Source organism: Streptomyces sp. NPDC001450 (assembly GCF_053597295.1).
Window position 1 is genome coordinate 13,171 of record NZ_JBSFHY010000045.1, and the last position, 23,710, is coordinate 36,880.

Genomic DNA, 23,710 nt, shown 5'->3' on the forward strand with positions numbered 1-23,710 from the left:
GGCCTGAGCCGCTGCTTACCGCTTCTTGGGCTCCGGGCGGTCCGCCCGCCTGCGCCGCCACACCGCGACCGGCAGGACCGCGGCCACCGCGACACCCTCGGGCGCCACCGACAGGGACGCGGCCGCGGAGGACTTCTGGTCCAGGCCCTGGTCGAAGGTGTCCGGGACCGGCAGGGTGCCCCAGCGGTTGATCGGCCAGGCCTTGACGATGGCGCGGCCGACGACCTTGTCGACGGGGACCATGCCGTGGTTCTTGTCGGACTGGTTGTAACGGGAGTCGCGGGAGTTCTGGCGGTGGTCGCCCATCACCCAGATGTGGCCCTTGGGGACCGTCACCTTGAACTGGCCGCCCTGGTCGTCCTGGCTGCACGGCGTGTTGCCGGGGTAGACGTACGGCTCGTTCAGCGCCTTGCCGTTGACCGTCAGCGGGCCGGTGCCCTTGCACTGGATGGTGTCGCCGCCGACCCCGATCACACGCTTGATCAGGTCCTTCTCCTCCGCGGACGGCATCAGGCCGATCCAGCTGAGCACCTTCTGCACCGCGTTCGGGTTGGGCGCCGGCTCACCCGCCAGCCAGTTGTCCGGGTCGTGGAAGACGACGACCTCGCCGCGCTCGGGCTCGGAGCCGAACCACGGGGTGAGCTTGTCGACCAGGACGCGGTCACCCTGCTGGAGGGTGTTCTGCATCGAGTCGGACGGGATCGAGAACGCCTGCACCAGGAACGTCTTGATCAGCAGCGCCAGGACCAGCGCGATGCCGATCAGGATCGGCAGCTCCTTCCAGAAGGAGCGCGGCTTCTTCGGCGGGCGTGCGGCCTCGTCCGTGCCGTCACTCCCGGTCTGAGGCTGCCGATCCTCGGGCGCGCCGTCGTCGGCCGCCGAGAACTCGGAGGTCCCGGGGGTCACGGACCCGTCCGGAGCCGGGACGTTCCCGTCCACGGGGTGACCGCGGTGCTCCTCGCCGTCGTGTCCCGACCGTGCGCCAACCGCCACATCCCCCACGCCAACTCCTTACTCTGTGCCGCCGCCTGCGCCATCCACGGTGCAGGCCCACCACTCCCATAACGAGCGGGAGTTCCGCAGGGGTCGGGAGTCGGGTCAATGCGTTCGGATCGTCGGAGGCAACCCTATGCGACGGCGGAGGGGCCGCGGACGACCCCGACACGGAGTTGGAAACGCTTGCGAAGGTTTTAGGTTCGTCGAGGCTGGTCCAGTGGCCGACGGGCCAGCCGATGACCATGGCACGGCCGACCACGGAGTCCTCGGAGACCGTGCCGCCGTACGGGGTGTTCTGGTGGACGCGGGAGTCCGCGGAGTTGTCCCGGTGGTCGCCCATCACCCACAGACGTCCCTTGGGCACGGTGATGTCGAAGGGCGTGGAGGAGGGGGAGTTGCCCGGGTACAGGTAGTCCGCTTCGGTCAGCGGAACGCCGTTGACGGTGACCCGGCCCTGCGCGTCACAGCACTTGACGTGGTCGCCGCCGACCCCGATGACCCGTTTGATCAGGTCCTTCTCGTTGTCGGAGGGCAGCAGGCCGATGAAGGTGAGGCCCTCCTTGAGCTGCTTGACGACGACCGGGTCGTGCTTCTTGGCGGTCTGCTCGTCGGCCAGCCAGCCGCCCGGGTCGTGGAAGACGACGACGTCCCCGCGCTGCGGCTTGGAGCCGAACCACGGGGTGAACTTGTCGACCAGGACGCGGTCGCCGATCCGGATCGTCTGCTCCATGGAGCCCGACGGGATCACGAACGCCTGGACGAGGAAGGTCTTCAGGACCAGCGCTATGAGGACGGCGACACCGACCAGAAGGGGGATCTCCCGAACAGCCGACCGCCTGCGCTTGCGCTTCACCTTGCGCTGGAGCTTGCGCCGCTCCGCGCGCGTGCGGCCGCCGCCGGACGCGGAGGTGCGCCGCGAACCGGTGGGCAGCAGGTTGTCCGCGGGCGTGCCGGGCACTCCGCGCGGTTTTCCGCGGTTACCCATGTGCACCGTCCGGAGCGGGCACGCGCGCGTACGCGGGCGGCCGCGTCAGGTGCGTCCAGTGGGCGTACGGCCAGGCGATCCAGTCGGCCCGGCCGATGACGTCGCCGACGGGGACCATGCCGCCGCCGGGCGAGCCGAGGTGGTCGCGGGAGTCGCTGGAGTCGCTGCGGTGGTCCCCGAGGACGAACAGGCGGCCCGCGGGCACGACGACGTCGAAGGGGACGGAGGACGGGGTGTCCCCGGGATGGAGGAACGCCGTCTCGTCGACCGGCCGGCCGTTCACCTCGAGCCTCCCCTCCTTGTCGCAGCAGACCACATGGTCTCCCCCCACCCCTACAACGCGCTTGATGTAGTCGGCGTCCCCGAAATACCCGGTCCCGTCGAAGACAACCACGTCGCCGCGGCGTGGCTCGGAACCGAAACGGTACGCCAACTTATTTACGAGAACGCGGTCGCCGATCCTCAATCCCTGTTCCATGGATCCGCTCGGAATCTGGAACGGTTGCACCACGAAAGCGTTGAGGAGCAGCAAAAACGCCAGGCAGGCGAAGAGAGTGAGGGTGATCCTGCCGCCCGGCAGCCACTCGGCGAGCCGCGACACCAACGCGAAACGCGACCGGCCCTCCGTCCCCGGAGTACCGGGGTGGGAGGAGCGGTCGCGTTCCGTCGGCTGTGCTTCGGTGTCCATCGGAGCCAGATGTTATCCGGCCCCGCTGTGACCCCGGGAAAGCGCTCAGCTCTCGCGCTTCTCCTTGATCTTCGCGGCCTTGCCGCGCAGGTCACGGAGGTAGTACAGCTTGGCGCGGCGCACGTCACCCCTGGTGACCAGCTCGATCTTCTCGACGATCGGGGTGTGCACCGGGAAGGTGCGCTCGACGCCGACGGAGAACGAGACCTTGCGGACCGTGAAGGTCTCGCGGACACCGGAGCCCTGGCGACGGATCACAACGCCCTTGAACTGCTGCACACGGGAGCGGTTGCCCTCGATGACGCGGACGTGGACGTTGACGGTGTCGCCCGGGCGGAAGGCCGGGATGTCGCTGCGCAGCGACGCGGCGTCGACGGAGTCGAGCAGGTGAGACATTTCGTCTGCTTTCTTCGCTGATGCCACAGGTCATCAACGGGAGCTAGGTGTTTGCATGAAGCCGTGTGCGGGTCGGGACGGGCGTCGTGTCCCCCTGTGGCAGGGGCGCACGCCGGACGGACGCACAACAGCGGTCTATTCTTCCACGCCCTCGGCCCGGCGCCAAAATCGGCCGTACGGCTTCCCGTCCGGGTCCGGTTCCCAGCCCAGGATGGAGAGCATCTCGCGGTCCTTCTTGTCGAAGGCCTTGGGGTCGCAGCGCTCGATCAGGTCGGGCCGGTTGGCCGTCGTGCGCTTCAGGGCCTCGTCGCGGCGCCAGCGGGCGATCTTGCCGTGGTGGCCGCTGAGCAGCACCTCCGGGATGTCCCGGCCGCGCCAGACGGGCGGCTTGGTGTAGACGGGGCCCTCCAGGAGGTTGGCCATCGCGCCGGGTGCGAAGGAGTCGTCCCGGTGGGACTCGGCGTTGCCGAGGACGCCGGGCAGCAGCCGGGCCACGGCCTCCGTGACGACCAGGACGGCCGCCTCGCCGCCGGCGAGCACGTAGTCGCCGATGGAGACCTCGTAGACGGGCATCCGGGTGGCGTACTCGTCCATGACACGCCGGTCGATGCCCTCGTAGCGGGCCGGGGTGAAGATCAGCCAGGGGCGCTCGGAGAGTTCGACCGCGAGTTCCTGGGTGAAGGGGCGGCCGCTCGGGGTGGGCACGATCAGTGCGGGGGCCTGGGCGCCGGTCTCGTAGCCGTCGGCGAGGACCGTGTCCAGGGCGTCGCCCCAGGGGTCGGTCTTCATGACCATGCCGGGGCCACCGCCGTACGGCGTGTCGTCGACGGTGTTGTGCCGGTCGTACGTCCAGGACCGCAGATCGTGCACGTGCACGTTCAGCTGTCCGCGCGCGCGTGCCTTGCCGACCAGGGAGACGTTCAGGGGCTCCAGGTACTCGGGGAAGATCGTGACGACGTCGAGGCGCATCAGGACTCGTCCCGGGTCGAGTCGATCACCGCACGGTCGTCGATCAGGCCCGGCGGAGGGGCGATGACCGCCTTCTGCTCCTCCAGGTCGATCTCGGTGACGATCTCCTCCACGAAGGGGATCAGCACCTCGCTGCCGTCAGGGCGCTCCACGATGAAGAGGTCCTGGGAGGGCAGGTGGGAGATCTCGGTGATCCGGCCGACCTCCGTGCCGTCCTCGGTGACCACGTCCAGGTCGATGAGCTGATGGTCGTAGTACTCGTCCTCGCCCTCGGGGAGTTCCTCGGGGTCGATTTCGGCGATCAGCAGGGTGTTGCGCAGGGCCTCGGCGGCGTTGCGGTCGCTGACGCCCTCGAAGCGCAGGAGCAGGCGGCCGCTGTGGACGCGGCCGGTGGCGATGGTGAGGGGCCCGGCGGAGGCCGGGTCGGTGGCCAGAACGGCGCCCGGGGCGAGCCGCAGCTCCGGCTCGTCGGTACGTACCTCGACGGTGACCTCGCCCTTGATGCCGTGGGCGCGGCCGATCCGTGCGACTACCAGCTGCACGTGTACAGATCTCCTGTCATACGACTGCGGGCCGGGGACGGCCCAGTGGCCCTCCCCGGCCCGAGCCGGTTGCGATGAAGCGTCAGCGGACGTGGTCCACGTCGACGAGGTCGACGCGGACACCGCGGCCGCCGATGGCGCCCACGACGGTACGCAGAGCGCGCGCGGTACGACCGTTGCGGCCGATCACCTTGCCGAGGTCGTCGGGGTGGACCCGGACCTCCAGCACGCGCCCGCGGCGCAGGTTGCGCGAGGCGACCTGCACATCGTCAGGGTTGTCGACGATGCCCTTCACGAGGTGCTCAAGCGCCTCTTCGAGCATGCTGCTCAGGCCTCGGTCGACTCGGACTCAGCCGCAGCCTCGTCCTTCTTCTCAGCCTTCTTCTTCTGGGTGATCGCCTCACCCTTGCCCTCGTCGTCACCGCCGAGAGCCTCGAACGACGGACGCCCGGCCTTCGGCTCGGCGACGAGCAGCGGCGCGGGGGCCGGCTCGCCCTTGAACTTCTGCCAGTCGCCGGTCTTCTTCAGGATGGCGAGGACGGGCTCGGTCGGCTGCGCGCCGACACCCAGCCAGTACGCCACACGCTCGGCGTCCACCTCGATGACCGACGGGTTGTAGGTCGGGTGGTACTTGCCGATCTCCTCGATCGCACGGCCGTCACGGCGGGTGCGGGAGTCGGCGACGACGATGCGGTAGTGAGGCGAACGGATCTTGCCCAGACGCTTCAGCTTGATCTTGACTGCCACGGGAGTGGATTCTCCTGGAATTGACGTGGTTGGGCACGGCGAGCTGCCGCGTGGGGTTGCGGTACCCGAATGCCCGATGGACGCGTCAGCCGGAGGAGAGAGGGGTCCTGTGCGGCTGTCGAGTACAGCTAGCCATTGTGCCACACCCTGCGGGTCGCTCTCGGCCGAGGGGGTCGGGTGATCTTGGGCATGCCTGAGGGGCACCCGGCGTGGAGGTGACCGTACGTCGGGTGCGCCACTCGGCACCGGCAAGTCGCCGGCCGCGCCCACCCGTGCCGCCCTGCGGCACAGGTGCCCGCGGTGTGCGTTGCGAGCGGACTGCGGCTGCCACGAGCAGTCGCAGTCTCAGCTCGCCGCCGCTCCCACGACCTCCGGGATGCGGAACGGCTTGCCGCAGCCGCCGCACACGATGGGGGCCTGGGCCAGGACCGACGGGACCACCCGGACGTTGCGCCCGCAGTCGCAGACCGCCTTCACGCGGACGCCGCCGCCCGAGGAGCCGTGCCGGGCTGCCGGGCCGCGGAAGGTGCGGGAGGTGTCGGCGGAGGTGGCCACCGTGTGGGCCTTCAGTGCGCGCTGGAGCCGCTCGATGGTCGGACGGTAGCGGCGCTTGGCCTCGGGGTTGAGCGTGACCAGGGAGAAGCCGCTGCTGGGGTGCGGCTCCTCGGGGTGGTCCAGGCCCAGCTCCTCGGCGATCGCGAGGAATCTGCGGTTGTGGTAGCGGCCGGCCCGGGAGGTGTCGCGCACGCCGCGGGCGGCGGCGAGGCCGTGGACTGCCTCATGGAGCAGTCGCTCGAAGGAGAGTTCGTGACCGCACGCGGACGACGACTCCCCGATCAGGGACTCTGGCGCGGCAAGGTCCGGCAGCTCGGGGTGGTACCGCTGAATGTCGGCCCACGCCTGCGCCAGCTCTGCGGCGAGAACAGGTGGTGTCTGTGTCGTGCTCACGTAATGACAACGAGCGGGGGTGCCGCTGTGTTCCTATTCCGGGCCATCCCAAATAATTTGCACTTACCCGTCAGTTGGCACTGATGCGTCCTGACGAGGGCGGGTGCGCTGATCTGCGGAGAAGCCACCCAGCTCGTACCAAGCCGGTGCGTAGTCTGACGTACGAACCACCATGTAGCCGCGGGACGGCGGCGGGGGGCGGATGCGCAAGAGGTGTTTCGGTCGCTCTCGCACGAGGCCGTCACCTCAGTCAGCGTCCGCGACGCCCGTGACGTTACCGGGTCCGTACGCGCCCTTGGCCACCGGCCGCCCCGGGTGAGTGGACACCGTACGGTCCCCCAGATTGCGTGGATGTGAAATCTCGCCACACTCGGCACCGGTCCCCAAGCCGGGACCCACGACCCCTGGACGGCACCGCGAGCCGGGAGTTACCTGGCATACGTGGATAGTGCGAGCGCACGGCACGGGGGGCCACGCAATCGGGCACTGCGGCGAACTGTCGGCGGAATGGGGCGCTTACCTATGACACCTACGCTCGTGCGGGAACACCTGTCTCATCCGGGCTCCGTACCGCCCCGGTTGAACCTGTGCGCACGCGCGCGTGACTGGTCCGAGATCCAGGAGCGGATGCTGGTGCCGCTCTACGAGACCGTCTACGAGCGACTTGAAGTGGGCCCTGCCACGAGGCTGCTGGGCCTGCGCTGCGGTTCCGGGCTCGCCCTGCTGATGGCGGCCTCCAGAGGGGCCGCGGTCACCGGTGTCGACTCCTCCCCCGAGCGACTCGCCCTCGCACGCGAGCGCCTGCTGCCGGACGTTCCGCGCGGCACGCCCGCGCGTACGCGCACGAGGCTCGTCGAGGGCACGCCCGGGGACCCGGCCGACGCGGAGACGCCCCCGTACACCCTGGTGACCGTCTTCGAGCCGATCGGCTGTCTGGCGGGGGACTCCGAGGGGCTCGGCGAGCTGCTGGCGGCAGCGCTGCCGCTGGCCGAGCGCGGCGCGGCCGTGGTGCTGGCCGGCTGGGGCCCGCCGGAGCGCTGCGCGACCTCCTCGGTGCTACGGGTGGCGACGAAGCTGGCCGACCCCCTGCGCAGCGCGAACAGTTGGCGCCCCGCCCGGCGCGACGACCTGGAGGAGGTCGCCCAGCGGGCCGGTCTGAAGCCGGACGGCTCGGGGCGGGTGGCCTGCCCGTTCGGGTACGCCGGCCTCGACAGCGCCGTACGCGGTCTGCTGTCGACGGGCCTGTTCGACGCGGCGGTCGCGGCGACCGACCGCAAGCAGGTGGACAAGGAGCTGGCGGAGGCGCTGCATCCGTACCGGCGCCCGGACGGCACCGTGTGGATGCCGAACGTCTTCCGATACCTGATCGCCCGCGTGCCCTAGGCCTCCGAATCCTTGGTGAGGCGTGTGATCCCGGCTATCCGGTAGGCGTCCACCTCCTCCAGTGTCTCGTTCTCCATCAGGGCCTGGGCCAGGGCGTCCAGCTGGCTACGGTGGTCGCGGAGTTTGCCGCAGGCCTCCTCGTAGCACTCGTCGACGATCCGGCGCATCTCGGCGTCGATCACGTCGAGGGTCTGTGGAGCGGCCGACAGCCCGTACGCCTGCTGGGCATCGCTCGGGAGGGCGGACAGACGGCCGACGCGCTCGCTCATGCCCCAGCGGGCCACCATCCCGCGCGCGATGTTGGTGACCTGCTCGAGGTCGTTCTCCGCGCCCGTGGTGACGACTCCGTAGACGACCTCTTCGGCCGCCATGCCGCCCAGGGCGCCGATGATCCGACCCCGCAGGTACTCCTCCGAGTGCGCGTAGCGCTCCACCTCGGGCGTGGACATCGTCACCCCGAGCGCCCGGCCCCGCGGAACGATGGTGATCTTGCGGACCGGGTCGGCGCCGGGCTGCAGCATGCCGAGCAGAGCGTGGCCACTCTCGTGGTACGCGGTGCGGCGGCGGTCCTCCTCGGGCATCACGAGGGTGCGCTCAGCGCCCAGCTGGACCTTCTCCAGGGCCTCGGACAGGTCGGCCTGGGTCACCTGTTCCTGCTTGCGCTTGACCGCGAGCAGAGCGGCCTCGTTGGCGAGGTTGGCCAGATCCGCACCCGTCATGCCGGGGGTGACACGCGCCAGCTGGGGCAGGTCCACGTCGGAGCCGAGCGGGATGTCCCGGGTGTGTATCCGCAGGATCGCCTGGCGGCCGGTACGGTCCGGTGGGGCCACGCTGACCACCCGGTCGAAACGGCCGGGCCGGGTCAGCGCCGGGTCCAGGATGTCCGCGCGGTTCGTCGCGGCGATGACGATCACGCCCTCCGAACCCGAGAAGCCGTCCATCTCCGTGAGGATCTGGTTCAGCGTCTGCTCGCGCTCGTCGTGGCCGCTGACCGAGGCGCCGGCGCCGCGCACCCGTCCGATGGTGTCGATCTCGTCGATGAAGATGATCGACGGTGCCACCTTTCGGGCCTCGGCGAACAGCTCGCGGACGCGGGACGCGCCGACACCGACGATCATCTCGATGAACTCGGACGCCGAGGCCGAGAAGAACGGCACGCCGGCCTCACCCGCCACCGCTCGTGCCAGCAGGGTCTTGCCCGTGCCGGGCGAACCCGCGAGCAGCACGCCCCGGGGCATCTTCGCGCCCATCCTGCGGTAGGTGTCGGGGTGTTTCAGAAAGTCGACGACGTCGTCCAGCTCACCCTTGACCTCGTCGATCCCGGCCACGTCGGCGAACGTCGTGCGCCCGGTGCCCGGTCTCAGCTCGACCGGCTTGGGCGGCGCCTTGCGCCCGAACATGCCACCCGCGCCGCCCAGACCCGCACCGAACCGCCGTGCGAAGAAGATCCACACCGCGACCACGATCACGATCGGGATCAAGGAGATCAGAAGGTTGGACAGGAAGCTGCGCTCCTGGACGACGGGCCGCGCCGTCACCGTGACGCCGCGGCTGCTCAGGTTCTGCCACAGCTTGTCGTCCGCGAAGGCCGGTCGCTGCGTCTTGAACTTGGTGTACCTGCCGCCGCCGTCCGGATTGTTCTGAGCGGTCTTGAGCTGCCCCTGGATCGCATCGCCCTTGGAGTAGATCGTGGCGACGTTGCCGTCGCCGACCTGCTTGCTGAACTCCGTGTACGAGATCGTCGGCTGGTTGCCCTGGCCGAGGTAGTTCAGCCCGACGTAGGCCAGCAGGAAGACGATCACCGCGGTGACGAGCAGGCCCCACCATTTGCCACCCCTGCGTCCGCCGGTCCGCCGGGGCGACTCGTCCGGTGTGCCCTCGGCGCGCCACGGCTGGTCAGGGGCCTTGCGCGGGGGCGCCGCATTGCTCATATCTGGACGTTACGGCACACAACGGACCCCGGCACGCGCTGGGGGCGACTCCCTCTGAGAGGAGCCGCCCCCAAGGCCGTACTACGGCACTCAGCCCATGAACTTCTTGAACTCGTCCGGGAGCTCGAAGTCCTGACCGCCCTGCTGCGGCAGCCCGAAGGCGCCGCCGTTCTGAGCGGCGGCCTCGCGGCGCTGGGCCGCCTCCAGCTCCTGCTGCTTGCGCTTCATCGGGTTGCCGGAGCGCTGCTTGCCCTTGGCCTGCTTCGGCTGCTTCTTCTGCCGGCCGGGGCCGCCGCCCATGCCCGGGATCCCCGGCATGCCCGGCATGCCGCCGCCCTGGGCCATGCGGGACATCATCTTGCGGGCCTCGAAGAACCGCTCCACGAGGCCCTTCACCGCGCTGACCTCGACGCCGGAACCCTTGGCGATACGGGCGCGGCGCGAGCCGTTGATGATCGTCGGGTCCTGGCGCTCGCCCGGGGTCATCGACTTGATGATCGCGGCCGTGCGGTCGACGTCCCGCTCGTCCAGGTTGTTGATCTGGTCCTTGATCTGGCCCATGCCCGGGAGCATGCCGAGCAGCTTGGAGATGGAGCCCATCTTCCTGACCTGCTCCATCTGGGCCAGGAAGTCGTCCAGGGTGAAGTCCTGGCCCTTCTTCGACGCCAGCTTGGAGGCCATCTTGGCGGCCTCTTCCTGGCTGAACGTCTTCTCCGCCTGCTCGATCAGGGTGAGCAGGTCGCCCAGGTCGAGGATGCGGGAGGCCATCCGGTCCGGGTGGAACGCGTCGAAGTCGTCGAGCTTCTCGCCGTTCGACGCGAACATGATCGGCTTGCCGGTGATCTGGCGGATCGACAGGGCGGCACCACCGCGGGCGTCACCGTCGAGCTTGGAGAGCACCACACCGTCGAAGCCGACGCCGTCGCGGAAGGCCTCGGCGGTGTTGACGGCGTCCTGACCGATCATCGCGTCGACGACGAACAGGATCTCGTCCGGAGAGACGGCGTCGCGGATGTCCGCGGCCTGCTGCATCATCTCCTGGTCGATACCGAGACGGCCGGCGGTGTCCACGATCACGATGTCGTGGACCTTGGTCCGCGCGTGCTCGATGGAGTCCTTGGCGACCTTGACCGGGTCGCCGACGCCATTGCCCGGCTCCGGGGCGTAGACGGCGACACCGGCGCGCTCGGCGACGACACTCAGCTGGTTGACGGCGTTCGGGCGCTGGAGGTCGGCGGCGACCAGCAGCGGCGAGTGGCCCTGCTCCTTGAGCCACTTGCCGAGCTTGCCCGCGAGGGTGGTCTTACCGGCACCCTGCAGACCCGCCAGCATGATCACGGTGGGGGGCTGCTTGGCGAAGCGCAGCCGCCGGGTCTCGCCACCGAGGATGGTGACGAGTTCGTCGTTGACGATCTTCAGGACCTGCTGGGCCGGGTTCAGCGCCTTGGAGACCTCGGCGCCGAGCGCGCGCTCCTTGACGTTCTTGATGAACGTGCGGACGACGGGCAGGGCCACGTCCGCTTCGAGGAGCGCGATCCGGATCTCGCGCGCGGTGGCGTCGATGTCCGCCTCGGAGAGCCGTCCCTTGCCGCGCAGGTTCTTGAAAGTCGCTGACAGGCGATCGGAGAGAGTGTCGAACACGGCGCTCGCGGTCCTCGGGGTCGGTGGTGGCTGCTGGGAATCGCCCTCCAGGGTATCCCGGCGGTGAACTCATCGGGGAAAGGTCACCCCCGCAAGGTCTCCTCGAGCACCCGGGCCAGCGAGTTCGCGTCCTGTCCCGGCAGGGGTGCGCCCGCGCCGGTGGTGACGTAGAACGCATCGACGGCGTTGGCGCCCAGGGTGCTGACGTGCATGCTGCGCACCCGCACCCCGGCCTTGTCCAGGGCCATCCCGATCCGGTGCAGCAGTCCGGGGGCGTCCTGGGTCCGCACCTCGATCACCGTGGCGTGGTGCGAGGCCGCCGAGGCGACCGTCACACGGGGCGGCGGGGCCACCCAGCCGCGGCGGCGCGGGTAGGCCGCGTCGCGCTCGGCGAGGCGGCCCGCGATGTCGAGGGAACCGTCGAGGGCGCGGACGAGGTCGGCGCGCAGCCGGGCGGCCTGCGGCAGGGAGCCGTACTCGGCCGCGACCCGCCAGTTCAGCAGCAGGACCGAGCCGTCGTCGACGTCGGGCAGGCTCAGGGCGCTCAGCTCGGCCGTGCGGACGGTCAGGCGGTGCACGGCGAGGACACCGGCGACCGCGGGCAGCACGCCGGGCTGGTCCGGTACGGCGATGAGCAGCTCCACGCCGAGCGGCTCGGGCGCGCCGGAGGCCTCCTCCTCCGGCACCGGCTCCCTCTGCGCGCGCAGGGCGAGGACCGGGCTGCCGGTGCGGAAGGCCTCGATGGCGAGGCGTTCCTGCTCGGCCGTGGGCGCGGCGGGCTCGGGTTCGTCGGGGGTGTCCCCGGCGAGGACGGCGGCGACGCGCCGTACGAGGTCGGCGACGAGGGAGCCGCGCCAGGACGACCAGGCGGCGGGTCCGGTGGCGAGGGCGTCCGCCTCGGTGAGGGCGTGCAGGAGTTCCAGCGTGCTCTGCGTGCCGACGGCCTCGGCGACCGAGCGGACGGTCGCGGGGTCCTCCAGGTCGCGCCGGGTGGCCGTTTCGATGAGCAGGAGGTGGTGCCGCACGAGCGTGGACAGCACCGCCACGTCGGCGCTGTCGAAGCCGATCCGGCCGGCCACGTCCTTGGCGATGATCTCGCCGGCCACGGAGTGGTCGCCGGGCCAGCCCTTGCCGATGTCGTGCAGCAGGGCGGAGACGAGGAGCAGGTCGGGGCGGCTGACGCGGCGGGTCAGCTCGGAGGCGCGGACCGCCGTCTCGATCAGGTGCCGGTCCACGGTCCAGATGTGGACGGCGTTGCGCTGCGGGCGGCAGCGGACCCGCTCCCAGTCCGGCAGGAGGCGGCTGATCAGGCCCTCCGCCTCCAGGGCCTCCCAGACGTCCACGGTCGGGCGGCCGGAGCCGAGCAGGGTCACCAGCTGTTCGCGGGCCTCGGCGGGCCAGGGCGTGGGCAGGGCGCGCGCGGTGGCGGCCATGCGCCGTACGGCGTGCAGGGAGAGCGGGAGTCCGGCCTGCGCGGCGGCGGCCGCGGCGCGCAGCGGAAGCACGGGGTCGCGTTCGGGGCGTGCGGTCCGGGCGAGCACCACCTCGCCCTCCTGCTCCACCACCCCCTCGGCCAGCGGGGAGCGCTCGGCGACCGGCTTGCCGCCGCCCAGCATGGCGCGCAGGCGCGGACGGACGGCGCGCGAGCGCAGCACGCGCCCCACTTCGCGCCAGGTGACATCGCTGGCGTACGAGATCACGCGCGCCGCTTCGTAGACCTGCCGCAGCAGCGTGTCGGCGTCCAGCAGGCCCAGCTCGGCCGCGACCTGGTCCTGTTCCTGCAGTGCGAGCCGGTCGGTGGCCCGGCCGGTGGCCAGGTGCAGGGCGTCCCGGACGTCGAGCAGGCGCCGGCGTGCGTCGGCGAGGCCCTCGCGCGGGGCGTCGGCCAGCCAGGAGGCGGCCACGGCGCGCAGGGCGGTGGCGTCCCGGAGGCCGCCGCGGGCCTCCTTGAGGTCGGGCTCCAGGAGGTACTGCAGCTCGCCCTGGCGTTCGGCGCGGTCGGCGCAGAGTTCCTGGAGTTCGAGGAGGCGCTTGGGTGCCTGGTTGCGCCAGTCGGCCAGGACGGCCGTGCGCAGTCCGGCGGTGAGGCCGAGGTCGCCGGTGAGGTGGCGGGCGTCCAGGAGACCGAGTTGGACTTTCAAATCCTCTCCGGCCGTCTTGCGGGCCTCCGCGGGGGTGCGGACGGAGTGGTCGAGGGCGAGGCCCAGGTCCCAGACGGGGTACCAGAGGCGGTCGGCCAGGGCGGCGACCGCGCCCGGGTCGCTCCCGTCGTGCAGCAGCAGGAGGTCGAGATCGCTGCGCGGAGACAGCTCGCCGCGGCCGTAGCCGCCGACGGCGACGAGCGAGACGCCCTTGAGGCCCTCCCGTCGCCCACCACCGCCCTGCTGAGGGAGTCGCTCCGCTCCCTCTCCTTCTCCGGCCGCCGCCGTGAAGAGTCCGGCGAGCCAGTCGTCGGTCAGTTCGGCGAGGGCGGCACGGCGCGGCGGCCCGGACCGCGCCTCCTCGGTGAGGAGGCGCAGCCGGGCCGCCGCGTAGCCGCTGGGTCCCGAGTCATCCGCTTCGTTCCGCACATCCGTACCCGTCACCCAGCGACTCCTGTCCTTCTGTCGTCTCAGAGCGCGTCCGGGCCGCGCTCGCCGGTACGGACTCGTACGGCCGTCTCGACCGGCAGGGACCAGACCTTGCCGTCACCGATCTTGCCGGTGCGGGCCGCCTTGACGATGACCTCGATCAGCTGCTCGGCGTCGTCGTCCTCGGCCAGCACCTCGATGCGGATCTTGGGGACCAGGTCGACGGTGTACTCGGCACCGCGGTAGACCTCGGTGTGGCCCCGCTGACGACCGTAACCGCTTGCCTCGGTGACCGTCAGCCCGTGGACGCCGAAGGCCTGCAGGGCCTCCTTGATCTCGTCCAGCCGGTGGGGCTTGACGACGGCGGTGATGAGCTTCATGCGTCCACCTTCTTGCTCTGCGTGCCGGCCAGGGCCGGGGAGGCTGCGACCGATCCGATGACACCGCCGCCGGCGCCGCTGAAGTCGTATGCGGTCTCGGCGTGCTCGGCCTGGTCGATGCCGGAGACCTCCTCGTCCTCGGTGACCCGCATCCCGATGGTCTTGTCGAGGAGGAAGGCGAGGACCGCGGAGACGATCAGGGAGTAGGCGAGGACCGCGCCCACACCGGCGCACTGCTTCCACAGCTGGGTCCAGGTGTGGTCGCCGTAGAAGACACCGGTCGCGGTGGACTGGCCCTTGCCGGTGGCGAAGAAGCCGATCAGCAGGGAGCCGATGATGCCGCCGACCATGTGGACGCCGACGACGTCGAGCGAGTCGTCGTAGCCGAACTTGAACTTCAGGCCGACGGCCGCGGCGCAGGCGACACCGGCGATGGCGCCGACGGCGATCGCGCCGAGCGGGGAGACCGCGCCACCGGACGGGGTGATCGCGACCAGACCGGCGACCGCACCGGAGGCGGCACCCAGCGTGGTGAACGCGCCGTGCCGGATCTTCTCGTAGGCGAGCCAGGCCAGCATGGCGGCGGCGGTCGCGACCTGCGTGTTGACGAACATCAGCGCGCCGACGCCGTCGTCGTTGCCGAGCCACGAGCCGGCGTTGAAGCCGAACCAGCCGAACCACAGCAGACCGGCACCGAGCATGACCAGCGGGAGGCTGTGCGGGCGCATCGGGTCCTTCTTGAAGCCGACGCGCTTGCCGATGACCAGGATCACGCCGAGCGCCGCGGCACCCGCGTTGATGTGGACCGCGGTACCACCGGCGAAGTCGATCACGCCGAGCTTGTAGGCCCAGCCGTCGGCGCCCCAGACCCAGTGGGCGACCGGCACGTAGACGATCGTGAGCCACAGGGCGATGAAGAGCGACCAGGCCGAGAACTTGACGCGGTCCGCGAGGGCGCCGCTTATCAGGGCCGGCGTGATGATCGCGAACATCATCTGGAAGACCATGAAGACGAAGATCGGGATGTTGTAGCCGTCCCACAGCTCCGTCAGTCCGATGTTGCTGAGGCCGAACCAGTCGGAGTTCCAGCCGATCAGGCTGTTGTTCGTGCCGAAGGCGAGGGAGAAGCCGTAGAGCACCCAGAGAATGGTGACGATGCCCATGCTGATGAAGCTCATCATCAGCATGTTGAGGGTGCTCTTGACGCGGACCATGCCTCCGTAGAAGAAGGCCAGGCCCGGGGTCATGAGCAGGACCAGGGCGGAACAGATGAGCATGAAGCCTGTGTTCGCGGATGACAGCTTGGGTGCCTCCGCGGCAAGCGTGATGGCTGGTGCCATCGGCGTCTCCTCGTCGGTTGGTACGGCCCCGTGCGGGCGGTGCCTGAGCGGTCCGGTCAGTTGAGGGGTGGGCCGGTTATGCGCCATGAGATTGGCGCAGCGCGGTTTCGGTGGAAGCCCCTCGTTGTTTCGCCGGGGTGACGAAGGCGCCCTGTGTGTTACGCGTAGATGAAGTGCGAGATGTCTGGCCGCGGGATCGTTATCGTGGCGCAACCTTCTCCGGAGGATCCCTGCGGAGGAAAAGGGGCCGGCCGCGGCGGCCTTCCGATGACCTGGCATGGGGGAGCCGAGTCGGGCAGTTCGGGAGGACCGGCCGCGGCCGGGGCATGCGTGTCCTGCGGTGTCAGACGGCCTCGGCGGTCTCCGGGAGGTCGACGGCGAGCTGGTCGGTGAGGTCGACGACGGCGCTGAGATCGCCGAAGTCACGCGCGGCCGTGTCGACCGTCTTTCGAATACGAGTGTTCACACGCTCGGAGCGGACCTTCTTGGCGATGGCCATGGCCTGCGAGGCGTACTCCGTGCTGCGCTCGGGCTCGCGCTGGAGCAGGTGCACGGTGGCCATTCCGATCAGGTTAAGGGCGTACGACCGCTGGTGCTCGCTGTCCTTGGCGAACAGGTCCACCGCCTGCCGCATCAGTGGCTCGGCCAGCGAGGCGTAGGCGGGGCTGCGTCCGGCGACGTAGGCGAGGTCGCGGAAGGAGTGGGAGTTCTCCCCGTACAGCTCGGCCTCGGAGAAGAAGCGGATCCAGTCGGGATCCGGCTCGTCCCACTCATCGGCCTCGGCGAAGGTGTCCTCGGCCATCCGGACGGCCCGCTTGCACTTGCCGGGCTGGCCCATGTTGGCGTATGCGCGGGCCTCCATCGCATACAGCATGGCCTGGGTGCGCGGGCTCGCGCAGTCACGGCTGCCGTACTGGGCCAGGTGGATCAGCTCCAGGGCGTCGTCGGGCCGGCCGAGATGGATCATCTGGCGGCTCATGCTGGAGAGGATGTAGGAGCCGAGCGGCTTGTCGCCGGCCTCCTTGGCGGCGTGCAGGGCGAGGACGAAGTACTTCTGCGCGGTGGCCTGGAGCCCGACGTCGTACGACATCCAGCCGGCCAGCTCGGCCAGCTCGGCGGCGACCTTGAAGAGCTTGCGGGCGGTGGCCTCGGGCTGGGGCTCCTGGAGCAGGTCGGTGACCTCGTGCAGCTGGCCGACGACCGCCTTGCGGCGCAGGCCGCCGCCGCACTGGGCGTCCCACTGGCGGAACATCCGGGTGGTGGACTCCAGCAGGTCCAGCTCGGGCCTGGACAGCCGGCCGGGCCTGCGGGACTCGTAGACGGGCTCGGGCTCGTACTCGAGCGGGAGCGGCGAGGAGGGGGCCGGCACGAGCCAGCGCTGCATGGGCTCGATGAGGGACGGGCCCGCGGACAGGGCCAGCGAGGTCCCGAGGAAGCCGCGCCGCGCCAGCATCAGGTCGCTGCGCGAGAACTCGCTGAGCAGGGCCACCGTCTGCGGACCCGTCCAGGGCAGGTCGACGCCGGACGCGGAGGGTGACTGACGGGCGGCGCGCAGACCGAGGTCCTCGATGGAGACGACACAGCCGAAGCGCTCCGAGAACAGCTCGGAGAGGATCCGCGGAATCGGCTCGCGCGGGTTCTCCCCGTCCAGCCAGCGGCGTACCCGTGAGGTGTCCGTGGAGATGTGGTTGGCACCCAACTGGCGTGCTCTGCGGTTCACCTGACGGGCCAGCTCGCCCTTGGACCAGCCGCTGCGCACGAACCACGAACCGAGCAGCTCGTTGGGGCGCTTGTCAGCGTTCGTCCCGCTACCGCCGTTGCCGCCCACTGGAACGCCCCCATCCCTGAGACCACTTGTCGCCGAATGCGCCAAGCCCTATCAGAATGCCGGTAAATACGGCTTCTCGTCCGCCGATTCTCACCCTTCGAACGAGCTGACGACTCGCCTCCGGCATACCCATGGGTGCATATGCCCCCAGGACTCGCGCACTCACAGTAATCCTACGATCACCCGTCCAGCCATGGCGATCCCTGAAACGCCACCATTCGCCACCCCTTCGAATGAACTCACGATGGCCTCCTCGCGATTCACTTGACACAGGACGGCCGGAAGTGGGCGGAGTGATGCGCACAAGGGCGCGCGAACTCCCACGCACCACCCGTGGCGCTGCAAAGCGCCGCCTTGGCCTCGCGGGAGCGAGGGAAGGCGGAGCCGTAGCGTCACGTTCCGCTTCCGTCTCGCTCCGTGTCGTAACCACCGGCGCGCTGGACCCGTTGGAGGGGGCATGGGCTTCACGATCGGCGGCATCCGCGAGATCCGCTCCGGCACGCGCCGACGCGGCCGCTCGTCGGAGTGCACCGCCGTCGCCGAGTTCACCGGGCTGTGGGGCTGGGACGTGGTGCCGGGCGCGCGGGCCGCGGCGGGCACCTGCTCCTGCGGGCACCCTGACTGTCCGGCGCCGGGCGCGCACCCGCTCGACTTCTCGCCGCAGGTGTCGGCCGGGGCCACGCTCGACGAGGTGTCCAAGGCCTGGGCCGAGTTCCCGGGGGCGTCCGTGATGCTGCCCGTCGGCCGCGCATTCGACGTCGTCGAGGTCGCCGAGCCCGCCGGGCGCCGCGCCCTGGTCCGTCTCGAACGCATGGGCCTTCCGCTCGGCCCGGTCACCGCGACCCCGGACGGCCGCGCCCACTTCTTCGTCGCCCCCGGCGCCGCCGCCGAGCTCCCCCAGCTGCTCTACCGCATGGGCTGGGACGACCCGTCCGCCCTGGACCTGCGCGGCCTCGGCCCGGGCACCTACGTCACCGCCCCGCCCTCCGACCGGGGCGGCCTCGGTCCGGTGCGCTGGCTGCGCCCGCCGGCCCTGGACTCGGCGACCCGGCCGCCGGCGGCCCGGCTGCTGCTGGGCACGCTGGCGTATGTGGCACACCGGTCGCGGGCCCGCGCCTAGCCGAGCCGCACAAGGCGAAGCGCCCGTCCCCAACTGCACCTTGGGAGCGGGCGCTTCTTTGCAGCGGGGGTGTTTTCACTCCCCCGGCGGTCAGTCACCGATAAGGGCATCCACGAACGCCTCCGGCTCGAACGGCGCCAGGTCGTCCGCGCCCTCGCCGAGGCCGACCAGCTTGACCGGCACGCCCAGCTCGCGCTGGACCGCGACCACGATGCCGCCCTTGGCCGTGCCGTCCAGCTTGGTCAGCACGATGCCGGTGATGTCCACGACCTCGGCGAACACCCGGGCCTGCACCAGACCGTTCTGGCCGGTGGTGGCGTCGAGGACGAGCAGCACCTCGTCCAGCGGCGCGTGCTTCTCGACCACGCGCTTGACCTTGCCAAGCTCGTCCATCAGGCCAGTTTTCGTGTGCAGACGCCCTGCGGTGTCGATGAGGACGACGTCGACCCCCATCTCCTTGCCTTCCTTGACCGCGTCGAAGGCCACGGAGGCGGGGTCACCGGCCTCCGGCCCGCGCACGGTGTACGCGCCGACGCGCTCGCCCCAGGTCTGCAGCTGGTCGGCGGCGGCGGCACGGAAGGTGTCGGCCGCGCCGAGGACGACGGTCCGGCCGTCGGCGACCAGGACGCGGGCGAGCTTCCCGGTGGTGGTGGTCTTGCCGGTGCCGTTGACGCCGACGACCATCACGATGCCGGGCTTGCGGTCCTCGGGCTCGGTCTTCACCGTGCGGTCGACGTCGGTACCGACGAGCTTGAGCAGCTCCTCGCGCAGCAGGCCGCGCAGCTCCTCCGGGGTGCGGGTGCCGAGCACCTTCACGCGCTCGCGCAGCCGCTCGACCAGCTCCTGCGTGGGCTGCACGCCGACGTCGGCGGTGAGCAGCGTGTCCTCGACCTCCTCCCAGGTGTCCTCGTCGAGGTGCTCGCGGGACAGCAGCGTGAGCAGGCCCTTGCCGAGGGCGTTCTGCGAGCGGGACAGGCGGGCGCGCAGGCGGACCAGCCGCCCGGCGGTGGGCTCCGGGATCTCGAGCTCGGGAACCTCGAGGGCGGGGCCAGCGGGAGGCTCCTCCACGGCGACCGGTGCCGAGCCGCCGGGGAGATCCACCTCCTCTATCGTCCGGCGCGGTTCGTCGCGCGGCGTCTCGGCCTCGTCGCCGACGTGCGGCTCGGCCGGGGGCGCGGTGATGTCGGGCGCGGCGGGCGGCGGCGGGGGCAGCGGCTTCCTGCGCCGGCTGCTGACGATGAGCCCGCCGAGCGCGCCGAGCACGACCACGGCGATGACTACAGCAAGGATGACGGTTTCCATAACGGCTCCAGTATGCGTGACCCCCCTGCTCGGTCCGTCGTTCTGCGGTGGGGCCGCGTGCCCTCCGGACCGGGCCGGCCCGCCCGCCCGGCTTCAAGCCTGCGGGAAGCCCTTGAGGGTGGAGGTCACAACCCGTCCAGTATCAGCTGGCGCGGGTGGGGTCAGCGGAGGCACACCCGGGGCGTGTCACGACCCGTTCCGTGGGCCGCGACCCGCCCTCGCCACCGAAGCGCAGCGCGCTCGCGGTGGCCGCGCGCCGGTCGTGTCGTACGGCCTGGTCGGGCTGATCGGCATCGCGGGCAAGCGCGGCGGGGCGCCCGGCATGGCGCTGTCCGTCGGCGCCCGACTTCACCCGCTACCCGCCGCGCACGGCGTCGTCGAAGGCGATCGCGGGCACGGCGGTGCGCGGCGCCGGCATCGTCGTGCTGCCGATGGTGCTGATGGGCGCGGTGACGGCGGCCTCCACCCCGGACCTGGCCTCGGTCTCCGACCCGGTCTCCTCCTCGGCGAGATCGTGCCGACCTGGATCGCGGTGCCGTACCTGCTGATCGCGCTGATCGGCTTGCTGCTGATCAACTCCATGTCGATGTACTCGGCCGGTTTCACCGCGCAGACCCTCGGCTTCAAGGTGCCGCGACACTGGACGGTCTCGGGCAACGCCGTGATCTCGCCGGTCTTCGGCGGGGTGCTGACGCTGGTGGCGACCAGCTTCCTGGGTTCCCTCATCGCCTTCCTCTGCCTGCTCCCGATGACCTTCCCCGCGTGGGTCGGCGTGTTCGGCGCGGACATGCTCCGCCGGACCGAGTACTACGGCCAGGCCATGACCGAGACCACCCGCACCAGCGCCTACCGGTACCGGGGCGGCCTCTCCCCGGCCGCGGTGGCCGCCTGCGCGATCGGCCTGGTGGCGGGCCTGATGTTCACCGCCTCGGACTGGTTCACCGGCCCGCCGGCGAAGAACAACGTCATCGGCGAGTACGGCCTCGGCCGGGTCGCCACGATCGTGATCTCCGGCCTGCTGTACCTGGCCCTGCCGAACCCGGCGGTGGTCGCGCCGCAGGCGACGGCGGAGGAGACCGGGGAAGCCAGGCCTCTGGCCGTCTGACGCGCCGTCAGCTACCGTCCCCTCCACCGAGCAGTACCGGAGGGGGACTTCCCATGCCCGTCACGGTCGTGCGTTTCAACCTCGTCGCTCCCGGCGCCACTCCCGCCGCCCTCGCCGCCCGCTACCGGGCCGCCCTGGAGATGGCCGCGTACGCGGACGAGCACGGGATCGCCACCATCCAGACCGAGGAGCACCACGGCGCCGACAACAACTGGCTGCCGTCGCCGTTCGCCTTCGCGGGCGCGGTGTTCGGGGCGACCCGGAACATCGCGGTGACGGTGTCGGCGGTGATCGGCCCGCTGCACGATCCACTGCGGCTGGCCGAGGAGATGGCGGTGCTGGATCTGCTCAGCGGCGGGCGGCTGGTGACGGTGGCCGGGATCGGCTACCGGCCCGAGGAGTACGCCCTGTTCGACGTGGACTGGAAGCGGCGCGGCCGTCTGCAGGACGAGTTGCTGGAGACCCTGCTGAAGGCGTGGACCGGCGAGGAGTTCACGTACCGGGGCCGTAAGGTGCGGCTCACCCCGCGCCCCTACACCGATCCGCATCCCCTGCTGCTGGTCGGCGGCTCCTCGAAGGCCGCCGCCCGCCGGGCCGCCCGGTTCGGCCTGCCGTTCTTCCCGAGCGCGCATCTGCCGGAGCTGGAGGCGTACTACAAGGAACAGCTCACCGTGTTCGGCACCGAGGGCTGGACGATGATGCCGGCTGCCGAGACCCCGCTGCTGCACGTCGCCGAGGACCCGGACCGGGCGTGGTCCGAGTACGGCGAGCACTTCTTGCACGAGGCCCGGACCTACGCCTCCTGGCAGTCCGGCGACATCCGCTCGGCGGTGCGGTCGGCGGCCACGACGGTCGAGGAGCTGCGCGCCGAGGGCGTGTACCGGATCCTCACGCCGGAGCAGTGCGTGACGCTGGGTCTGGACAGTCTCGTCCTGCATCCGCTGGCGGGCGGGATGCCGCTGGAGGAGGCGTGGCGCAGCCTGCGGTTGTTCGCGGAGCGGGTACTTCCGGCGCTGGGGGGCTGAGCTTCGAGTCGTGGCGCACGACGGTGTGGGGATCGATGCGCCCACAAGGCCGTGGAGACCGGCGGGGCGTCCTCATCTGGTGAGCTCCGGACATGACACCGCCGCCCCCGCTCGGGCAGTGGCCGAGCGGGGGCGGCGGACGGTACGAGGAGCCGGGCAGCGGGGACTTGGCCCGTCTCCTCGGGACTGTGGGGGCCTAGCCCATCTCCTCCAGCGCCTTGCCCTTCGTCTCCTTGACGAACTTCAGGACGAACGGGATGGAGAGCGCGGCGAAGACCGTGTAGATCACGTAGGTGCCGGACAGGTTCCAGTCGGCCAGCGACGGGAAGCTCGCGGTGATAACCCAGTTGGCGATCCACTGCGCGGCGGCGGCCACGCCCAGGGCGGCGGCGCGGATCTTGTTCGGGAACATCTCGCCGAGCATGACCCAGACGACCACACCCCAGGACAGGGCGAAGAAGAGGACGAACACGTGGGCGGCGACCAGGGCGATCCAGCCCTGCGTCGCGGGCAGCTTGCCGTCGACCAGGTGGTGGGAGAACGCCCAGGCCTCCAGCGCGAGGCCGACGGCCATGCCGACCGAGCCGATGAGCGCGAGCGGCCTGCGGCCGATGCGGTCCACGAAGATCATCGCGATCACGGTGCCGACGATGTTGATGATCGACGTCGTGAAGGAGTAGAAGAACGAGTCCGTCGGGTCGACACCGACCGACTGCCACAGCGTCGAGGAGTAGTAGAACGCGACGTTGATGCCGACGAACTGCTGGAAGACCGAGAGGCCGATACCGATCCAGACGATCGGCTTGAAGAAGAAGCCGCCGCCGAGCAGGTCCTTGAAGGCGGACTTGTGCTCGCTGTTCATCGCGTGCTCGATCTCGGCGACGCGGGCGTCCAGGTCACGGCCCTGACCCTCGACCTCGGCGAGGATCTCGCGGGCGCGGTCACGCTTGCCGACGGAGATCAGGAAGCGCGGGGACTCGGGGATCGCGAAGGAGAGCAGGCCGTACAGCACGGCCGGGACGACCATCACACCGAGCATGACCTGCCAGGCCTCCAGGCCCATCAGCTTGCCGCGCTGGTCGCCACCTGCGGCGTTGAGCAGACCCCAGTTGACCAGCTGCGAGATGGCGATGCCGATGACGATCGCGGCCTGCTGGAAGGAGCCGAGGCGGCCGCGGTACGCCGGCGGGGCGACCTCGGCTATGTAGGCGGGGCCGATGACCGAGGCCATGCCGATGGCGAAGCCGCCGACGACGCGCCAGAGGGCGAAGTCCCACAGCGAGAAGGGCAGGGCCGAGCCGACGGCGCTGACCGTGAACAGCAGGGCGGCGATCTGCATCACGCGGATACGGCCGATCCGGTCGGCCATGCGGCCGGCGGTCGCGGCGCCGATGGCACAGCCGATCAGGGCGATGGCGATGACCTGGGCGAGGGCCGCGGAACCGATGTCGTAGCGGTCGCGGATGGCCTCGACGGCGCCGTTGATCACGGAGCTGTCGTACCCGAACAGGAAGCCGCCCATGGCGGCCGCCGCCGCGATGAAGATGACGTGCCCGAGATGTTCGGGGTGAGCCGTCCTGACTCCTTGCTGAGGTGCCTGCGCTGTGCTGGTCACGAAAAACTCCTCGGGCCACGGCAACGCTGCCGGGTGGGGGTGAGCCCTCTCAGGTGGTGACACCTGAAGGTAAAAGCAACGTTGCAGAGACTATGCCTTCAAGTTTCGAAGTCAATAGCTCAACTGCTGTGACTTTTTAGATGTGACCAAGGGCTCTGTGTTCAATAAGTGAAGACAGAGTAGTTGATCTTGAGGGTTT

Annotated in this window: 20 protein-coding genes and 1 pseudogene; 4 read left to right on the top strand and 17 right to left on the bottom strand. The window is 70.4% G+C overall.

Annotated features, from left to right (window positions below; genetic code table 11):
• Positions 1–15: 15 nt before the first annotated feature.
• The 9 genes from lepB (ACWC5O_RS36915) to ACWC5O_RS36955 all read right to left on the bottom strand — a co-directional run bounded on the left by lepB (ACWC5O_RS36915) (position 16) and on the right by ACWC5O_RS36955 (position 6,271).
• The gene (lepB, locus tag ACWC5O_RS36915; RefSeq protein ID WP_450590993.1) at positions 16–906 is read right to left on the bottom strand and encodes a signal peptidase I; all 891 of its coding nucleotides are present in this window, start codon (positions 904–906) and stop codon (positions 16–18) included.
• Positions 830–1,981 carry a signal peptidase I gene (gene lepB / locus ACWC5O_RS36920; protein ID WP_450590992.1) on the bottom strand — a complete coding sequence of 384 codons (1,152 nt, stop codon included), beginning with the start codon at positions 1,979–1,981 and terminating at the stop codon, positions 830–832. Before lepB (ACWC5O_RS36920) ends, lepB (ACWC5O_RS36915) begins: the two co-directional genes overlap by 77 nt.
• Positions 1,974–2,669 (bottom strand): signal peptidase I, encoded by a 696-nt coding sequence (gene lepB / locus ACWC5O_RS36925; protein ID WP_450590991.1) that lies wholly within the window; start codon positions 2,667–2,669, stop codon positions 1,974–1,976. The genes lepB (ACWC5O_RS36920) and lepB (ACWC5O_RS36925) overlap by 8 nt, the downstream gene beginning before the upstream one ends.
• A 45-nt stretch (positions 2,670–2,714) precedes the next feature.
• Positions 2,715–3,065 (bottom strand): 50S ribosomal protein L19, encoded by a 351-nt coding sequence (gene rplS / locus ACWC5O_RS36930; protein WP_055704359.1) that lies wholly within the window; start codon positions 3,063–3,065, stop codon positions 2,715–2,717.
• A 135-nt stretch (positions 3,066–3,200) separates the two neighbouring features.
• Positions 3,201–4,034, bottom strand: a complete 834-nt coding sequence (trmD, locus tag ACWC5O_RS36935; RefSeq protein WP_450590990.1) for a tRNA (guanosine(37)-N1)-methyltransferase TrmD — start codon at positions 4,032–4,034, stop codon at positions 3,201–3,203.
• Positions 4,034–4,576: a ribosome maturation factor RimM gene (rimM, locus tag ACWC5O_RS36940; RefSeq protein ID WP_450590989.1), complete on the bottom strand. Its 543-nt coding sequence runs from the start codon at positions 4,574–4,576 to the stop codon at positions 4,034–4,036. Before rimM ends, trmD begins: the two co-directional genes overlap by 1 nt.
• Before the next feature lie 82 nt (positions 4,577–4,658).
• Positions 4,659–4,898: an RNA-binding protein gene (locus ACWC5O_RS36945; RefSeq protein ID WP_003973401.1), complete on the bottom strand. Its 240-nt coding sequence runs from the start codon at positions 4,896–4,898 to the stop codon at positions 4,659–4,661.
• A 5-nt stretch (positions 4,899–4,903) separates the two neighbouring features.
• Positions 4,904–5,323, bottom strand: a complete 420-nt coding sequence (gene rpsP, locus ACWC5O_RS36950; RefSeq protein WP_030649062.1) for a 30S ribosomal protein S16 — start codon at positions 5,321–5,323, stop codon at positions 4,904–4,906.
• Between the two features lie 345 nt (positions 5,324–5,668).
• On the bottom strand, positions 5,669–6,271 hold the full coding sequence (locus ACWC5O_RS36955) for a hypothetical protein (RefSeq protein WP_450590987.1): 603 nt from the start codon (positions 6,269–6,271) through the stop codon (positions 5,669–5,671).
• Positions 6,272–6,793: 522 nt separating this feature from the next.
• Between ACWC5O_RS36955 and ACWC5O_RS36960 the strand changes: the two genes are divergently transcribed.
• Entirely contained in the window at positions 6,794–7,654 is an 861-nt protein-coding gene (locus ACWC5O_RS36960) for a class I SAM-dependent methyltransferase (RefSeq protein WP_450590986.1), read from the top strand.
• On the opposite strand, the gene ftsH is transcribed toward ACWC5O_RS36960, so the two are convergent.
• From ftsH to nsdA, 6 genes are all read right to left on the bottom strand, one after another.
• Entirely contained in the window at positions 7,651–9,585 is a 1,935-nt protein-coding gene (ftsH, locus tag ACWC5O_RS36965; RefSeq protein WP_450590984.1) for an ATP-dependent zinc metalloprotease FtsH, read from the bottom strand. The genes ACWC5O_RS36960 and ftsH overlap by 4 nt on opposite strands.
• A 90-nt stretch (positions 9,586–9,675) precedes the next feature.
• Complete coding sequence (gene ffh, locus ACWC5O_RS36970) at positions 9,676–11,226, bottom strand: signal recognition particle protein (RefSeq protein ID WP_450590982.1); 1,551 nt, start codon at positions 11,224–11,226, stop codon at positions 9,676–9,678.
• A gap of 83 nt (positions 11,227–11,309) precedes the next feature.
• Positions 11,310–13,811, bottom strand: a complete 2,502-nt coding sequence (locus tag ACWC5O_RS36975; RefSeq protein ID WP_450590980.1) for a [protein-PII] uridylyltransferase — start codon at positions 13,809–13,811, stop codon at positions 11,310–11,312.
• A 26-nt stretch (positions 13,812–13,837) separates the two neighbouring features.
• Positions 13,838–14,176 (bottom strand): P-II family nitrogen regulator, encoded by a 339-nt coding sequence (locus ACWC5O_RS36980; RefSeq protein WP_030990174.1) that lies wholly within the window; start codon positions 14,174–14,176, stop codon positions 13,838–13,840.
• Entirely contained in the window at positions 14,173–15,516 is a 1,344-nt protein-coding gene (locus ACWC5O_RS36985) for an ammonium transporter (protein ID WP_450590978.1), read from the bottom strand. The genes ACWC5O_RS36980 and ACWC5O_RS36985 overlap by 4 nt, the downstream gene beginning before the upstream one ends.
• A gap of 343 nt (positions 15,517–15,859) precedes the next feature.
• Positions 15,860–17,344: a transcriptional repressor NsdA gene (nsdA, locus tag ACWC5O_RS36990; RefSeq protein WP_450590976.1), complete on the bottom strand. Its 1,485-nt coding sequence runs from the start codon at positions 17,342–17,344 to the stop codon at positions 15,860–15,862.
• A 457-nt stretch (positions 17,345–17,801) separates the two neighbouring features.
• On the opposite strand from nsdA, the gene ACWC5O_RS36995 reads away from it, so the two are divergent.
• The gene (locus ACWC5O_RS36995) at positions 17,802–18,464 is read left to right on the top strand and encodes a bifunctional DNA primase/polymerase (protein WP_450590974.1); all 663 of its coding nucleotides are present in this window, start codon (positions 17,802–17,804) and stop codon (positions 18,462–18,464) included.
• A gap of 90 nt (positions 18,465–18,554) precedes the next feature.
• On the opposite strand, the gene ftsY is transcribed toward ACWC5O_RS36995, so the two are convergent.
• Complete coding sequence (ftsY, locus tag ACWC5O_RS37000) at positions 18,555–19,766, bottom strand: signal recognition particle-docking protein FtsY (protein WP_450590973.1); 1,212 nt, start codon at positions 19,764–19,766, stop codon at positions 18,555–18,557.
• Between the two features lie 305 nt (positions 19,767–20,071).
• On the opposite strand from ftsY, the pseudogene ACWC5O_RS37005 reads away from it, so the two are divergent.
• Both ACWC5O_RS37005 and ACWC5O_RS37010 read left to right on the top strand, forming a co-directional pair.
• A pseudogene (locus ACWC5O_RS37005) lies at positions 20,072–20,871 on the top strand (cytosine permease); the annotation flags it as partial.
• Positions 20,872–20,924: 53 nt separating this feature from the next.
• Positions 20,925–21,896 carry an LLM class flavin-dependent oxidoreductase gene (locus tag ACWC5O_RS37010; RefSeq protein WP_450590971.1) on the top strand — a complete coding sequence of 324 codons (972 nt, stop codon included), beginning with the start codon at positions 20,925–20,927 and terminating at the stop codon, positions 21,894–21,896.
• 196 nt (positions 21,897–22,092) lie between these two features.
• Here the strand turns inward: ACWC5O_RS37010 and ACWC5O_RS37015 are convergent, their stop codons facing one another.
• Positions 22,093–23,511, bottom strand: coding sequence for a sugar porter family MFS transporter (locus tag ACWC5O_RS37015; protein WP_450590969.1), 1,419 nt, complete (start codon positions 23,509–23,511; stop codon positions 22,093–22,095).
• Positions 23,512–23,710 lie beyond the last annotated feature (199 nt).

Coding starts and splice junctions, on each gene's coding strand:
- lepB (WP_450590992.1), bottom strand. CDS start 1,981: ATGGGTAACCGCGGAAAACCGCGCGGAGTGCCCGGCACGCCCGCGGAC.
- lepB (WP_450590991.1), bottom strand. CDS start 2,669: ATGGACACCGAAGCACAGCCGACGGAACGCGACCGCTCCTCCCACCCC.
- rplS (WP_055704359.1), bottom strand. CDS start 3,065: ATGTCTCACCTGCTCGACTCCGTCGACGCCGCGTCGCTGCGCAGCGAC.
- trmD (WP_450590990.1), bottom strand. CDS start 4,034: ATGCGCCTCGACGTCGTCACGATCTTCCCCGAGTACCTGGAGCCCCTG.
- ACWC5O_RS36945 (WP_003973401.1), bottom strand. CDS start 4,898: ATGCTCGAAGAGGCGCTTGAGCACCTCGTGAAGGGCATCGTCGACAAC.
- ACWC5O_RS36960 (WP_450590986.1), top strand. CDS start 6,794: ATGACACCTACGCTCGTGCGGGAACACCTGTCTCATCCGGGCTCCGTA.
- ftsH (WP_450590984.1), bottom strand. CDS start 9,585: ATGAGCAATGCGGCGCCCCCGCGCAAGGCCCCTGACCAGCCGTGGCGC.
- ACWC5O_RS36980 (WP_030990174.1), bottom strand. CDS start 14,176: ATGAAGCTCATCACCGCCGTCGTCAAGCCCCACCGGCTGGACGAGATC.
- ACWC5O_RS36985 (WP_450590978.1), bottom strand. CDS start 15,516: ATGGCACCAGCCATCACGCTTGCCGCGGAGGCACCCAAGCTGTCATCC.
- ACWC5O_RS36995 (WP_450590974.1), top strand. CDS start 17,802: ATGGGCTTCACGATCGGCGGCATCCGCGAGATCCGCTCCGGCACGCGC.
- ftsY (WP_450590973.1), bottom strand. CDS start 19,766: ATGGAAACCGTCATCCTTGCTGTAGTCATCGCCGTGGTCGTGCTCGGC.
- ACWC5O_RS37010 (WP_450590971.1), top strand. CDS start 20,925: ATGCCCGTCACGGTCGTGCGTTTCAACCTCGTCGCTCCCGGCGCCACT.